At 42.5% G+C, this 12,870-nt stretch carries 15 protein-coding genes; 2 read left to right on the forward strand and 13 right to left on the reverse strand.

The features are described from left to right. On the forward strand, positions 1-207 hold a 207-nt coding region (locus tag AB4154_RS10040; RefSeq protein WP_206361182.1), incomplete at its 5' end, for a hypothetical protein. A 12-nt stretch (positions 208-219) separates the two neighbouring features. On the opposite strand, the gene AB4154_RS10045 is transcribed toward AB4154_RS10040, so the two are convergent. The 7 genes from AB4154_RS10045 to dusA all read right to left on the reverse strand — a co-directional run bounded on the left by AB4154_RS10045 (position 220) and on the right by dusA (position 7,376). After that, positions 220-996, reverse strand: a complete 777-nt coding sequence (locus AB4154_RS10045; protein WP_017059954.1) for a phosphoadenylyl-sulfate reductase — start codon at positions 994-996, stop codon at positions 220-222. Continuing rightward, positions 989-2,716 carry an assimilatory sulfite reductase (NADPH) hemoprotein subunit gene (gene cysI / locus AB4154_RS10050; RefSeq protein ID WP_017069028.1) on the reverse strand — a complete coding sequence of 576 codons (1,728 nt, stop codon included), beginning with the start codon at positions 2,714-2,716 and terminating at the stop codon, positions 989-991. Before cysI ends, AB4154_RS10045 begins: the two co-directional genes overlap by 8 nt. Beyond that, positions 2,716-4,581, reverse strand: a complete 1,866-nt coding sequence (locus AB4154_RS10055; RefSeq protein WP_136981990.1) for an assimilatory sulfite reductase (NADPH) flavoprotein subunit — start codon at positions 4,579-4,581, stop codon at positions 2,716-2,718. Before AB4154_RS10055 ends, cysI begins: the two co-directional genes overlap by 1 nt. Before the next feature lie 123 nt (positions 4,582-4,704). Further along, positions 4,705-4,935, reverse strand: a complete 231-nt coding sequence (locus AB4154_RS10060) for a hypothetical protein (RefSeq protein WP_004735813.1) — start codon at positions 4,933-4,935, stop codon at positions 4,705-4,707. Positions 4,936-5,136: 201 nt separating this feature from the next. Then, positions 5,137-5,808 (reverse strand): TIGR04219 family outer membrane beta-barrel protein, encoded by a 672-nt coding sequence (locus AB4154_RS10065; RefSeq protein WP_017059951.1) that lies wholly within the window; start codon positions 5,806-5,808, stop codon positions 5,137-5,139. Positions 5,809-5,943: 135 nt separating this feature from the next. After that, positions 5,944-6,165, reverse strand: a complete 222-nt coding sequence (pspG, locus tag AB4154_RS10070) for an envelope stress response protein PspG (protein ID WP_017059950.1) — start codon at positions 6,163-6,165, stop codon at positions 5,944-5,946. 206 nt (positions 6,166-6,371) lie between these two features. Next, positions 6,372-7,376 carry a tRNA dihydrouridine(20/20a) synthase DusA gene (dusA, locus tag AB4154_RS10075; protein WP_019822275.1) on the reverse strand — a complete coding sequence of 335 codons (1,005 nt, stop codon included), beginning with the start codon at positions 7,374-7,376 and terminating at the stop codon, positions 6,372-6,374. A 104-nt stretch (positions 7,377-7,480) separates the two neighbouring features. Between dusA and AB4154_RS10080 the strand changes: the two genes are divergently transcribed. Further along, positions 7,481-8,545 carry a tyrosine-type recombinase/integrase gene (locus tag AB4154_RS10080; RefSeq protein WP_372122866.1) on the forward strand — a complete coding sequence of 355 codons (1,065 nt, stop codon included), beginning with the start codon at positions 7,481-7,483 and terminating at the stop codon, positions 8,543-8,545. A gap of 13 nt (positions 8,546-8,558) precedes the next feature. On the opposite strand, the gene AB4154_RS10085 is transcribed toward AB4154_RS10080, so the two are convergent. From AB4154_RS10085 to AB4154_RS10110, 6 genes are all read right to left on the reverse strand, one after another. Beyond that, a complete protein-coding gene (locus tag AB4154_RS10085; RefSeq protein ID WP_239937557.1) occupies positions 8,559-9,050 on the reverse strand; it encodes a hypothetical protein in 492 nt (163 codons plus the stop codon). Continuing rightward, on the reverse strand, positions 9,050-9,463 hold the full coding sequence (locus AB4154_RS10090) for a helix-turn-helix domain-containing protein (protein WP_239937558.1): 414 nt from the start codon (positions 9,461-9,463) through the stop codon (positions 9,050-9,052). The genes AB4154_RS10085 and AB4154_RS10090 overlap by 1 nt, the downstream gene beginning before the upstream one ends. A 3-nt stretch (positions 9,464-9,466) precedes the next feature. Continuing rightward, entirely contained in the window at positions 9,467-9,733 is a 267-nt protein-coding gene (locus AB4154_RS10095; RefSeq protein WP_146162167.1) for a hypothetical protein, read from the reverse strand. A 386-nt stretch (positions 9,734-10,119) separates the two neighbouring features. After that, on the reverse strand, positions 10,120-10,284 hold the full coding sequence (locus tag AB4154_RS10100) for a hypothetical protein (protein ID WP_181360447.1): 165 nt from the start codon (positions 10,282-10,284) through the stop codon (positions 10,120-10,122). After that, positions 10,281-10,421, reverse strand: a complete 141-nt coding sequence (locus tag AB4154_RS10105; RefSeq protein WP_372122869.1) for a hypothetical protein — start codon at positions 10,419-10,421, stop codon at positions 10,281-10,283. The genes AB4154_RS10100 and AB4154_RS10105 overlap by 4 nt, the downstream gene beginning before the upstream one ends. Before the next feature lie 85 nt (positions 10,422-10,506). After that, positions 10,507-12,870: a hypothetical protein gene (locus AB4154_RS10110; protein ID WP_372122871.1), complete on the reverse strand. Its 2,364-nt coding sequence runs from the start codon at positions 12,868-12,870 to the stop codon at positions 10,507-10,509.

Below are 12,870 nucleotides of genomic sequence, written 5' to 3' on the forward strand. Positions count from 1 at the left end.
AGGCGGCATTATAGAGATGTTCATCACATTGGCAAGTGTTTATTAAAGAAAGATGCAAAAATAACGATTACATGGCGAATAAACACTCAAAGCCTTATTTGTGCAAGTTTAACTACAGAGTACTTACAAAATAACCACAGACTTATCCACAATTGCTCTGATTTTCATCCTAGAAAACAAAAAAGCTGCCTCATGGCAGCTTTTTAAATGGCAACGAGTCTAAATCCCAGAACCATATTGCTCTCCATCATCTTCATGGAGACCACATTCGCGTTTCAACCCATTAAAACGAGTTTCCTCTTCAGTCATACCCGGTTCCCACTTCTTAGTTGTATGTGTATCTCCAACAGAAAGGTAACCCTGCTCTCGAAGCGGGTGATAACCGAGACCATGCTCTTCTAGGTAATAGTGAACATCTTTATTCGTCCAATCGATTACCGGCAAAAATTTAAACACACCATTTTGGATAGATAAGATTGGCAAATTTGCACGCGATTGAGATTGCTCTCTTCTTAAACCGGAAAACCATGTCCCAGCCTCGAGCTCATCCAACGCTCTTCTCATCGGTTCAACTTTATTAAGCTTGTTGTACTTCTCTATCCCTTCTATACCTTGATCCCAAAGTTTTCCATATTGCGCTTCTTGCCAATTAGGGCTCTGTTGGGCGCGAAAGACTTGAAGGTTTAGAGTCAACTTCTGACTTAACTCATCAATAAAGCGATAGGTCTCCGGAAATAGATACCCTGTGTCAGTCAAAATAACCGGAATATCTGGTTTTGCTTGGGTCACTAGGTGCAACATCAATGCTGCTTGGATTCCGAAACTAGAAGACACAACATGTGTCCCTTCTAAATTATCTAAAGCCCACTTAACTCTTTCTAATGCGGTTAGCTGCTCTAACTCTGCGTTGATTTGTCCAAGACGAAGTATTTGCTCCGTCTTAGTCAATGCGAGTAGCTCTGCTAACTTCAATTTTGAAGCGACAGAATTATGCATGCAGATCCCTCTTGGAAATGATCACCTCTTCGATGATGCCAGCTCGGATTGTAAAATCACCGAACCCTTCATTGTCGTTACGTTCCGTAGCCCAACGTCCCACCAGCGAGTCAATCTCTTCTAAGATCTGAGCTGAAGTGATGTTCTCTTTATACATCTTAGGGATACGAGTTCCGGCTTTGTTGCCACCTAAGTGCATGTTGTAACGCCCCGGAGCCTTGCCGACTAAACCAAGCTCAGCCAACATTGCACGACCACAACCGTTTGGACAACCTGTGATTCGAAGGATGATGTTATCTTCTTCTGGTAATCCATGTTTCTTCAGAATGTCTTCAACATCCGTTACAAACTCAGGAAGAAAGCGCTCAGCTTCTGCCATTGCTAAAGGACATGTTGGGAATGCCACACAAGCCATTGAGTTTTTACGCTGCTCGGAAACGGCATCATCCATCAGACCGTATTGACGTGCCAGCTTTTCAATTTTTGCCTTTTGGCTCTTAGGTACACCTGCAACAATTAGGTTTTGGTTCGCTGTCATGCGGAAGTCACCTTTGTGGATCTTCGCTATTTCAGCAACACCTGTTTTCAGGGCTTTACCCGGAAAATCAAGTAAACGACCATTCTCGATGAATAACGCCAAGTGGTGCTTACCATCAATGCCTTCCGCCCAACCAATGCGATCACCACGGCCAGTAAACTCATAAGGACGGCTTTCAGAAAATTCTACGCCTGCACGCTTTTCTACTTCTGCTTTGAATACATCAATACCAACACGGTCTAGTGTGTATTTGGTTTTTGCATTCTTACGGTTTGAACGGTTACCCCAGTCACGCTGAGTCGTTACCACCGCCGCTGCTACATCTAACGTTTTATCTAATGGCACAAAACCAAAGTCGTCAGCTTTACGTGCATAAGTAGAGGTATCACCATGTGTCATAGCAAGACCGCCACCGACTAACACATTAAAGCCCACCAGCTTTCCGTCTTCAGCAATAGCGACAAAGTTAAGATCGTTAGCATGGACGTCCACATCATTTTGCGGAGGAATGACAACCGTCGTCTTGAACTTACGCGGTAGGTAGTTGCTACCAAGGATAGGTTCTTCATCCGTTGTTTCTAGTTTTTCACCATCTAACCAGATTTCTGCATAAGCACGAGTCTTCGGTAATAGATGTTCACTGATCTTTTTCGCCCACTCGTAAGCTTCTTGATGAAGTTCAGATTCAACCGGGTTTGTCGTACATAGAACATTTCGGTTTACATCACCCGCTGTCGCAATTGAATCAATGCCAATGCTATTTAGCGTTTGGTGCATCAACTTAATGTTCGGCTTCAAGACACCGTGGAACTGAAACGTTTGACGAGTTGTTAGACGAATTGAACCGTAAGAGGTACTTTCGTCTGCGAACTTATCAATCGCCAACCACTGCTTAGGGGTAATGATGCCACCAGGCATACGAGCACGAAGCATGACGTTATGTAACGGTTCGAGCTTTTGTTTGGTACGTTCGTTACGAATATCACGGTCGTCTTGTTGATACATACCGTGGAAACGAATCAACTGAAAGTTATCAGCAGTAAAGCCACCTGTTATGCGGTCTTGGAGATCTTGTTCAATCGTACCGCGTAGGTTATTACTTTCACGCTTAAGACGCTCATTGTCAGCCAAAGGTCCAAGTACTTGACCTAGCACTTCTTGCTCTATTACTTGCTTGCTCATTAGTACACATCCCTTTGGTAACGTTTCGCTTTACGTAAATCATTAATATATTGTTCAGCTTGCTCGCGGCTCTGGTTGCCATGCTTTTCCGCTATCGAAACTAACGCTTCATGAACATCTTTAGCCATTCGAGTCGCATCGCCACAGACATAGAGGTACGCGCCCTCTTGCAGCCATTGCCACACCTGCTCTGCTTGTTCGATTAAACGATCCTGAACATAAACCTTTTCTTTTTGGTCACGGCTAAAGGCAACATCGAGCTTAGTTAGCGCGCCAGACTTGAGGTACTTTTGCCATTCAACTTGGTATAAGAAATCTTGAGTAAAGGTACGGTCACCAAAGAACAACCAGCTTTTTCCTTCAGCATCATTGTTTTCACGCTCTTGAACAAAACTGCGGAACGGTGCGATACCGGTACCCGGGCCGACCATGATGATTGGTGTATTGTCGTCTTGTGGTAATTTGAAGTTATTGTTGTTCTCAACAAACACCTTCACTTCACCACCCTCTTCAAGACGTTGAGCTAAGAAGCTAGAAGCTCCGCCTAAACGAGACTCTTCGCCTTTTTGGTATTCAACCAAACCAACCGTCAAGTGAACTTCTTCATCTACTTCTGCTTGGCTTGATGCAATAGAATAGAGACGCGGTGTCAGCTTACGTAACAGGCCAATTAACTCATCAGCCGATAGCTTAGTTTTCTTCTCAGCTAAAACATCGACAACTTGAGTATTACCCGCGTATTCACGAAGCTTGTCTTTATCTTCCACCAGCTTGATTAACTTCTTGCTGCCCGATAACTCAGCAAACTTAGTCACAAGTTGAGGGTTTGAAGTGGTAATCTCAAATTTACTCACTAGCGCACTATGGATAGATAGATTCTCACCATCGACATCGACACTTTCGATACCCGACAACCCAACCTTAGAAAGAATCTGATTTGCGAGTTCTGAACTGTTTTCATACCATACGCCTAGCGCATCGCCGGGTTGGTAGGTAATGCCCGACTCATCAAGATCAATCTCGATATGACGAACATCTTTACCCGAGTCACGACCCGTGATCTTTTGACTGGTTAATAGTGTCGCTGTATATGGATTTTGTTTGGTGTATTGCGAATGACCGGCGGCCGCTTGACCGACTGGTAATTGAACCACATCGGCTTCAGTGCCTGTCGATAGCGTCTCTTTTACTTGCTCTAATGCTTTAGCGCGCCATTCCGTTGCTGATTCTTCGTAATCAACATCACAATCAAGACGGTCGACAAACGATTTAGCACCAAGCTTAGCGAGGAAGCTATCGAAGTCTTTAGCCGTTTGGCAGAAGAACTCATAGCTTGAGTCACCTAAACCAATCACACCGTATTGTAGGTTTGATAATTTTGGCGCTTTCTTCGATTGTAGGAATTCATGCAACTCAATAGCGTTATCAGGGGCTTCGCCCTCACCATTGGTTGAAGCCACAAAAATGACGTGTGTCTCTTTGGCTAGGTTCTTACCTTTATAATCACTTGCATCGAAAAGCTCGACAGCAATACCTAAGGCTTTTGCTTCTGCCTCGAGCGATTCAGCGACGCCTTTCGCATTACCGGTTTGAGAAGCGAAGATAATGCTGAGCTTACCCGCTGGCTTAGCCGCTACTGCAGCGGCCGCTTGAGCGATTGGCGCAGCAGCACCGACAGGCTGAGCTTGGCTCACTCCCCAAAGGTAACCACTGACCCATGCCAGTTGTTGTGAAGACAGTTCAGAAACAGTTTGCTGAAGATGACCCAATTGTTGGTCATTAAGTGGTGCTGCTAGCCCAGGTAACTCATTAGCCCCAGACTGTGCATTATTGTTTTGTGAAGACTCTTTCTTATTTAAAGACATGGTCACGACATCCCTAATCATTGCGTGACGATAGATTAACCACTCCTTTTAATAACAAGAAAGAATAGAAAAGTATGTTTTATAACTTTTTGGAAGTAAAAACCGATTGAAACGTAAATTGACTTACTGGTTTTCAATACGCACTTGCTGAAAGCCAACCGCCATTGCCGATTTAGATGCTAGGTCTAAATCCGCGTAATGGCACTCTTCACCATGAACATCAGTAAGCAGAACAAAGCCACCTCCCATATGGCGAAACTCCACAACCCAAGACCCTTCTTGAATTGAGGGCTCTATGATAGCTTCAACTAACAGGTTTTCTCTATATAAATTTCGTAATTCATTGAGTGTCATATTCCATCCCTTGCTTTGACCTCACTACATAGACCTTATAAGAATAGACGCAAATTGGCTCTCTGTATTAAGGATGGTCGAAAGTGATGAATGTGCTAACTAATTCCAGAAAGATATATACTCAAGTAACCAATAGATATAAAAAACGCCACTTAATAAAGTGGCGTTCTTAAAATTCGCTCTAAATTTGCTTTATATGGCCTAGAAGCGCACTTCAGCACCAGCAAACCAGCCATCGACCATAACAAAGCTCTTACCTAGTTCTGAGCTAAAGAACTCATCCGAATCTAAATCGATAACACGGTAACCACCACGCAGGGCAATTTCAGATTCTGATACAGGGATTCGGTACTGAACACCCGCCATCAAGTCAGTGCTCTTAATACCACTGCTATCACCGAACTCCATCGTACCAATGATATCGAAGTTGGTGTCCGGCACATTGATCTCTGCGTTACCGTAGAAGCTCCACGTGAACTCATCAAACGTCGATGTTTTCGCACCTGTTGCTTTTGGTTCAATGTAATTCGAGTTTGAGTATTGAGTAAACGTCACACCCGCATCGAAGTTCATCAGCTTGTGATCTAACAACGTGTAATAGAAGGTGTAATCGTACTTATCGAAAGCCAATGAATCTGCATCAACAGAAGTATAGCGAAAGCTAGCGTTTGGTAGCATCGGGGCATTATGCTCAAATGCGAAATACAACGAAGGTGAGTTAGAGTCATCATCTTGTCTAACTTCGTTTAGCTTTGTACTTCCCCACCACATATCGGCACCGACTTTAGCCGTGTAAGAAAACTCTTCTTCAGCAGACACTGCCGAGCTTAAAGATAGCATTCCCACTAAAGCAATTAATGGCATTTTATTCATTTGAGATAGCTCCAATTCCATATCGTTGTGCTAATTGTATGCACATTCATAGATTATTGGGGAAAATTCTATCACACATCTTAAATTCTCAAACGATAAACCGCTGACGATCAAAGATATGACGACACCATGACCTTAGTAACGTCTTTGGTTAGAACTGTGTACAAAGTTTTTGAAAAACCACACACCGATTGCAATCACGATCAACCAAGGCAGTAACTTAAACACGACCCCCATCATACCTAAGACCAACATGACTAATAACGCTACTCCGGTTGCAGCCAATACCGTCATAAACGTGATACCAGTGACAAGTAGAGTTGCGACGAAAATAAGAACAAAGATTAATTCAAACATAATGGTCTCCCTAATGAGTTAATGACCTATCTTTCCTACTTTCTAACATTGCAGCTTCCATACCAAGTGTGCCAAACCAATAAAACCCTTATTTATCAGATAAATAAAAAGCCACACATCTTCATGCGTGGCTTTTCAGAAACTTACAGTGGTAAATTTAGCCTCTAGTGGCGAATTTAACCTTAAGTTTTTAACTTAGAGGGAGCTTAAACATTTAGCTCTTTAGGGATCTTAGCCAATGCTGTTTGCATCACTTCAATACCTGCACCTTTCTTATGTGCGTTTTCACTGATGTAGCGACGCCATTGTCTTGCACCAGGCATGCTTTGAAACAAACCAAGCATGTGACGAGAGATGTGGCCTAAACTTGCGCCATTTGAAAGTTCACGCTCGATGTACGGGTACATCTCTTCGACAACCTGTGAGCGCTTCTTAATTGGTGTGTCTAAACCAAAGATCTGTTGATCAACTTCAGCCAAAATAAATGGGCTATGGTAAGCCTCACGACCAATCATCACACCATCAAGATGTTGCAAGTGCTCCTTAGTTTGCTCAAGAGTCGTAATGCCACCATTCACGGCAATCACCAGATCAGAGAAATCTTTCTTGATTTGGTATGCACGATCGTAATCTAGCGGTGGGATCTCACGGTTCTCTTTCGGGCTAAGGCCACTCAACCACGCTTTACGCGCGTGAATAGTAAATTGCTCACAGCCACCTTTTTCAGAAACCGTCGAAACAAACTTAGTTAGAAACTCATAAGAGTCTTGGTCATCGATACCGATACGCGTTTTCACGGTAATTGGAATATCAGTGACTTCTTTCATCGCTGAAACACAATCTGCCACCAACTCGGGCTCAGCCATCAAGCATGCACCAAATCGACCATTCTGAACTCGGTCTGAAGGACAACCTACGTTAAGATTCACTTCATCGTAACCACGCTCACCAGCAAGCTTGGCACAAGCCGCAAGATCAACCGGGTTTGAACCACCGAGTTGAAGTGCAAGAGGATGTTCTTGCTCGTTATATTCTAGGAAGTCGCCCTTACCATGTAAGATCGCGCCCGTTGTTACCATTTCCGTGTACAGAAGAGTCTGCTGAGAAAGCAAACGGTGAAAGTAACGACAGTGGCGGTCAGTCCAATCGAGCATGGGTGCAACAGAAAGTCGGTTACTAGCGTATTTACTGGTTTTATTAGTGTTTGTCATGATTCAGTCTCAATTAATACTGTACAAACATACAGTGAATTACCTAGAATTAAACGGAATTACTTCCTGTAGTACCCCTCAAGTACCCCTTTAGGAGTTGGACAATGGCAAGTTATACCATCGAGACCAGAAAGCTAAAAAGCGGTGAACCAAGGTTCAAGGTAACAATCATCGTTAAAAAGAATTCGCGCATTATACACAGGGAAAGCAAAACTCTAAAAAAGAAAGCACTCGCTAAAGCTTTCGGTAAAAAAAGGGTAGCTGAACTAGAAGCTCAAGGGGTACTCAATCAGCCAAAAACAGTCCCCCTTTCGGTACTCCTCGATTTGTTCATGGCTGAGCGTGATCTCTGGGACAATACAGGCCGCACAAAACGCTACGTTATTAAAATGCTTAGGGATTGCGACATCGCCAATGTTGAGAGCAATCAACTGCGAACTAGCGACTTAATCGAGCACTGTAAAAATAGAAGAGGCGCAGGAGCCAAACCCGCAACGATTTATCATGATATTGCTTACCTACGTTCTGTAATGAAAAAGTCTAAGCCTGTCTTCAACATCGACACCAATCACCAGATATTTGATGAAGCCGTACCCGTTCTGATTGATATGGGGTTAGTCGGTAAGAGTCAGAAACGAACACGTCGCCCAACTTCTGAAGAACTGAAACTCTTAAAGCTTGGATTAGAACAACGTGAATCTTTCCGGCCAAACGGCACAACTCGAATCCCATTCACCGATATTCTTGAGTTCAGCATTCTTACTTGTATGCGAATTGGTGAAGTCTGCAAGCTGCGTTGGGAAGATCTCAACCAAGAACATAAAACAATTCTTGTCAGAGACAGAAAAGACCCAAGGAAGAAAGAAGGTAATCACATGATTGTACCGCTGCTTGGTGAGTCATTTGAGATCACCCTAAAGCAGCCAAACAAAGGCGAACTTATTTTCCCGTACAACTCACGAAGCGTTAGTGCAGGCTTTCAGCGAGTAAGAAATGAATTAGGTATTGAAGATTTGAGATATCACGACTTACGCAGAGAGGGGGCAAGTCGTTTATTTGAGAAAGGCTACTCCATTGAAGAAGTAGCCCAAGTGACTGGTCATCGTAACTTAAATATTTTATGGCAAGTTTATACTCAACTTTATCCCCATAAACTACATGAGAGATGACTGAGTTACCCAACTAAACTCGATAAGGAGGAAGAGGGATAGCTGCGACATCTAGCCTTGCACATGATGATTGTACAAATTCTCTAAAATACGGCCATGCATGAAAGTAAACATGGCTCTCAGCGAACTCAAAACACTCTTCTTGAGACAGACTACATTTAGAGCGGTATTGAATGGTATATTCGGCTTTTATTTCCATGATAGCTTCAATAGATTCATCAGTAGGCTCTTTCTCTGCATCATCAGCGTATAAGCTACGGATTCCTAGAGAGACATAGAACTTGTACATATAAGGAGGAACGTCACTATCCTGTTCCTCTTCTTCATTATCCATTACAAGCTCTCTTATCGTCCCTGTATGTCTCATGATCTGAGTGAACTCTAAGTGCTCTTCTTCTATATCTTCTAATTCAATACTATCATCAACATGCACAGAGAAACTGCGCATCTTAATCTGATCAACTAATAAATTTTTTACACCTTTGTTGGTGCAATCGCTAGACATCAGGCTACCTTCTTTTCTCGATTCCAAGTAACTGCATCTACTTTGTAGACATTCGCTTCTTTTTTATATTTTGGAACTTTCTTTACATGTGTAACATTAGACCAGAAGTTTTTTCTCTCTGGTTTTTCAGGAAGCTCTACAGGTAAAATAACATTTGGCTTAACACCAAGTGCAAAACAAATATCAGATAGTGAACCCAACGTCATATTACGAGAGCCACTCAAAACCTGCGTCACGTAAGACTTAGATTTACTTAGTTTTCTAGCTAGCTCTGCTTTGCTAACTCCTTTATCTTCCATAATCATTAGGAGGTCTTCTGTAACAGTGTAAACAAGATCATCTCTTGCAAACGCTTTTTCTTCGGCATTGCTGAAGACAGTTCCCTCTTGGAAGAACATATCTCTTGCGTTCATAACCTACTCCTCAATTTTTCGCCAATTGGCAACAACTCTATCAGTGTCTTTTTGATCAAGCTTATCCTTTGCTTTATATATGTAGTGACTGATAAAAACTGTATGCGGATGTTTTTTCGAGTGCCAACAATACCCTCTGATAGGGATTTTTTTAAGTGCACGGAATTTCCCACCATTTTTAGGTAGATTTCCTTCTAAAGGATAGTTTTCACCTGACAAACGTCCTTTATTCGCTAACTGTTCAATCTGTCTGACCATCCACATAGCCATTCCGGTGCGTTTTTTGGGTGGATTAACACTATTTATAGCGTTCTCGAAACTTTCGAGTGCACCTTCACAATGAACGACTGTTAGACGTTCTCCTTGAAATTTTTTCTTTAGATTGCTGACCAACTCGATATACCGGTAATATTAGTTCATATATAAGTTAACTTTCAAGTGATTTCATGTAATTTCTGCTCATTAAGCCACCACAACAAACTTAACTGTTTATACATACATAATTGAAAATCTATTTAATCTAGAGCGTAACAATACATTATATTCTCATCTCTTTGAAATTATTGTGATTGATAACGACAATATAAAACTAGAGCAATACGCTACAAAATCGAATGACTTTTTTCTCCGCTCAATTCTGTCGAAAAATAGTGCCACTACCCACAATTATGCTTGGTTTCAAGCTCAACAACACGTTGAACTAACTTATCCAATAAGTGTTTTGTCCCCCTAACATTTTGCCAAAGCATTCCTAGAATCAATACTTCTGTAGGCTTCAAACCTAGCTCTGTTAATATGGGTAAAATAGGAAAATCAATCATTCATCTCCCTTAAATTCATTGCGTAGAGTTTCCCATAGGCCAAATACTATTGGAGCACTTGCGCCAATAATGCCACCGAATTGAACACCGTCTGCCGATACGCTCGCGGTGATAAGTTCAGGGTGACCAGCTACCAAAGCAGCTCCCGCGCCAAGTAACGCTAAACCCTTTTTAGTGGAAGGAGCAGATCATTTTCTTCTGTTCACTTTCTATGACGCGGACTTAAATAACCAACTTTTCAAGTTCGATTCGGTGAGAGGCTTTTCCTTTACTGTGCTTTACCCATAAACGCTTTGGTTGGTATCCATTGGCACGGACCTCAACATCATAATTACCCTCTGGCAATCGCATACCGGCTTGGTACCTAGGCTTAATATTCATTATTCGAACCTTAAAACCCGGTTGGTTCTGTGCATTTGAATTGATGTACATAGGAAACTCCGTTTGGGCTTCATTATTGTTTTTAGCTGAACTCACCGGTTCGCTCTCAGCACGCTGAGTTAAATAACGAGCAAAAACACCATCAAACTCCGCTACCGAATGCTCCAAAGAGGTAGAAAACCCATCAGTAATACGCATACTTTTGTCTATTTGAGCGCCAAGTGGATGAATCAACGGTTGAGTATGTATCACCCAACGAACGGCATAAGAAGCCGACGGAGATAGTGTGTCACTGACTTGCTCTAAGAAAAAGCCAATCGTTGAGTCCGTTTGAGTGTACTTGGATGAAAATACATTCACAGGCACAACAAGAATAACGAATATGACGATAAACGAGCTGCCTATATTCAGAGCCTTGCTCTTCAAGTTCGGTGCTGGCCGTGGTTTATGGCAATTCATCAACGCGATAAATTTTCCTGGCAGCTTAAACACCGTTAGGACAACGAGAAATAGCGATAGTCCCATTGATATTGGCGGCACAATGATAGAACGCAATGCCGCTTTGCCTTGTTCAGCATAAGGGCCATCATCAGCAAACTGAGCGCGTGACGCCTCAATATAACCTAGCCAATAATCTCTCTCACGCCTCACATTTGGAACAATAACCTGTTGGTAAAATTGCTTATTATTCCACGTCGCCATCATGGGCTCGACGTAATAACGTTCGCCCATACGATTCTTTATTTGTTGCTGAACTTCGGCTACTTTTTGAAAATCATTCCAAGATAAGTTCGGTTCAATGTCGTAACCCCGCTGCTTTGCCTCGGCATGCCAACGAGCTTTGGTGTCCTTCATAACTTTGTTTCTGACTGCATTTTTAAACACGCTAATTTGGTTTATTTGCCAATTGGAGTCTAAATGGATCCCCTTTCGATGAACTTGAGTACGAACCTTACTTGCTGTTGTAGAGTGGGAGCGAAACTCCGACATAGAGTCGATTCCCATAGGATAACCGGTCTCTTTTAAGAACTGTTTTTGCCACACTGCCAGTATTCGTGGTGTGTAATGAGCGACACTATTGGTATACGTTTTATCTTGAATGGCTTCTCCAGCTTGCCCTGTCGCCTGCTCAATACCGGCTTGGATAACTGATAAGCCTAGAGAACCGAATGCTTCCCCCCAAGATGTTTCACCTTTCGTTCGTCGAAAGGTTTTCTCTAACCAATAATCCATCGGTTGGTGGGGAATCGAGTTATCTTTTAATAAGCGTTCATAGCGATCTTCAATGCGGCTGATACAATTGGCTCTTGAGCTTCCTTTGCGTTTATAACAGCGTTCTTTATCATCAAATAGGTCAAAAATAGGTTGTGCAACTCTTTGTGCTCTCGCCTCTGCTCTCGTTAAATAGGCCTTACTCGCCTGTTGATAATCACGATACCCCGTCGCGACGGTCGACTCGACCTCTTCCCACGCTTGATTGGCCTTTTGATGGCGAGACTCTACCGTCTGATTATACGCCCCAACATGTTTTTGATATTGATGCCACGATTGCTGAACTTCACTCCGTAATACTTTATAGTTCGCATAGTGCTCATCGAAATTGGCGTTTGCTCGATTTTGAATATAACGATCCAAAATTTGAACTTTCTTATCATCAATATGACTTAAGAATGCATCATTGCTGTAAACCAACCCACCGATCAAAGCGAGAAAAGTCATTTCTGACGACTCGGTACTCGCCTCTGAGTTATAAGGGATCCCTTCGATATTAATCGCATTCATCGCTAAACTAGATCGCAGTACAGAGGAAAAGAAAGCCTCCTGTCTCTGCTTTGCACTACTCGGTTCAATCAACCATTTATCTATTACCGCCTTTTGACCAAAAAAAACCGTTGGCCAAACCAAAGCTGTAATCACGACCAACGATGAAATAGCGCGAAACTTCGTCGTGGTCAGCCATCCTTTAAGTAGAAAATCCGCAACAATTAAAGTCACCCCGATCCCTGAGATGGTTCGGCCAAATAGCTCCGTTTTATGTAATTGAGCATCACTAACATCGATTCCACCCGCAATTTCAACCAACTTGGCGTTGAAAGCGACTTCAGGAAAAAGATAAAGAAGTGAACAAAAAAACAACAAAACAGCCAACCATTTCGGCTTCTTATTATTTGTGGTTATTACGTCCTGGCTAGGAACTGGTTTCAT

Source organism: Vibrio sp. 10N.286.51.B11, assembly GCF_041469245.1.
GTDB classification, from domain to species: domain Bacteria; phylum Pseudomonadota; class Gammaproteobacteria; order Enterobacterales; family Vibrionaceae; genus Vibrio; species Vibrio crassostreae_C.

Bases quoted from the DNA above. Each gene is read 5' to 3' on its own strand.
- AB4154_RS10045 (WP_017059954.1), bottom strand. From the start codon at position 996: ATGCATAATTCTGTCGCTTCAAAATTGAAGTTAGCAGAGCTACTCGCA.
- cysI (WP_017069028.1), bottom strand. From the start codon at position 2,716: ATGAGCAAGCAAGTAATAGAGCAAGAAGTGCTAGGTCAAGTACTTGGA.
- AB4154_RS10055 (WP_136981990.1), bottom strand. From the start codon at position 4,581: ATGTCTTTAAATAAGAAAGAGTCTTCACAAAACAATAATGCACAGTCT.
- AB4154_RS10060 (WP_004735813.1), bottom strand. From the start codon at position 4,935: ATGACACTCAATGAATTACGAAATTTATATAGAGAAAACCTGTTAGTT.
- AB4154_RS10065 (WP_017059951.1), bottom strand. From the start codon at position 5,808: ATGAATAAAATGCCATTAATTGCTTTAGTGGGAATGCTATCTTTAAGC.
- pspG (WP_017059950.1), bottom strand. From the start codon at position 6,165: ATGTTTGAATTAATCTTTGTTCTTATTTTCGTCGCAACTCTACTTGTC.
- dusA (WP_019822275.1), bottom strand. From the start codon at position 7,376: ATGACAAACACTAATAAAACCAGTAAATACGCTAGTAACCGACTTTCT.
- AB4154_RS10080 (WP_372122866.1), top strand. From the start codon at position 7,481: ATGGCAAGTTATACCATCGAGACCAGAAAGCTAAAAAGCGGTGAACCA.
- AB4154_RS10085 (WP_239937557.1), bottom strand. From the start codon at position 9,050: ATGTCTAGCGATTGCACCAACAAAGGTGTAAAAAATTTATTAGTTGAT.
- AB4154_RS10090 (WP_239937558.1), bottom strand. From the start codon at position 9,463: ATGAACGCAAGAGATATGTTCTTCCAAGAGGGAACTGTCTTCAGCAAT.
- AB4154_RS10095 (WP_146162167.1), bottom strand. From the start codon at position 9,733: ATGGCTATGTGGATGGTCAGACAGATTGAACAGTTAGCGAATAAAGGA.
- AB4154_RS10100 (WP_181360447.1), bottom strand. From the start codon at position 10,284: ATGATTGATTTTCCTATTTTACCCATATTAACAGAGCTAGGTTTGAAG.
- AB4154_RS10110 (WP_372122871.1), bottom strand. From the start codon at position 12,870: ATGAAACCAGTTCCTAGCCAGGACGTAATAACCACAAATAATAAGAAG.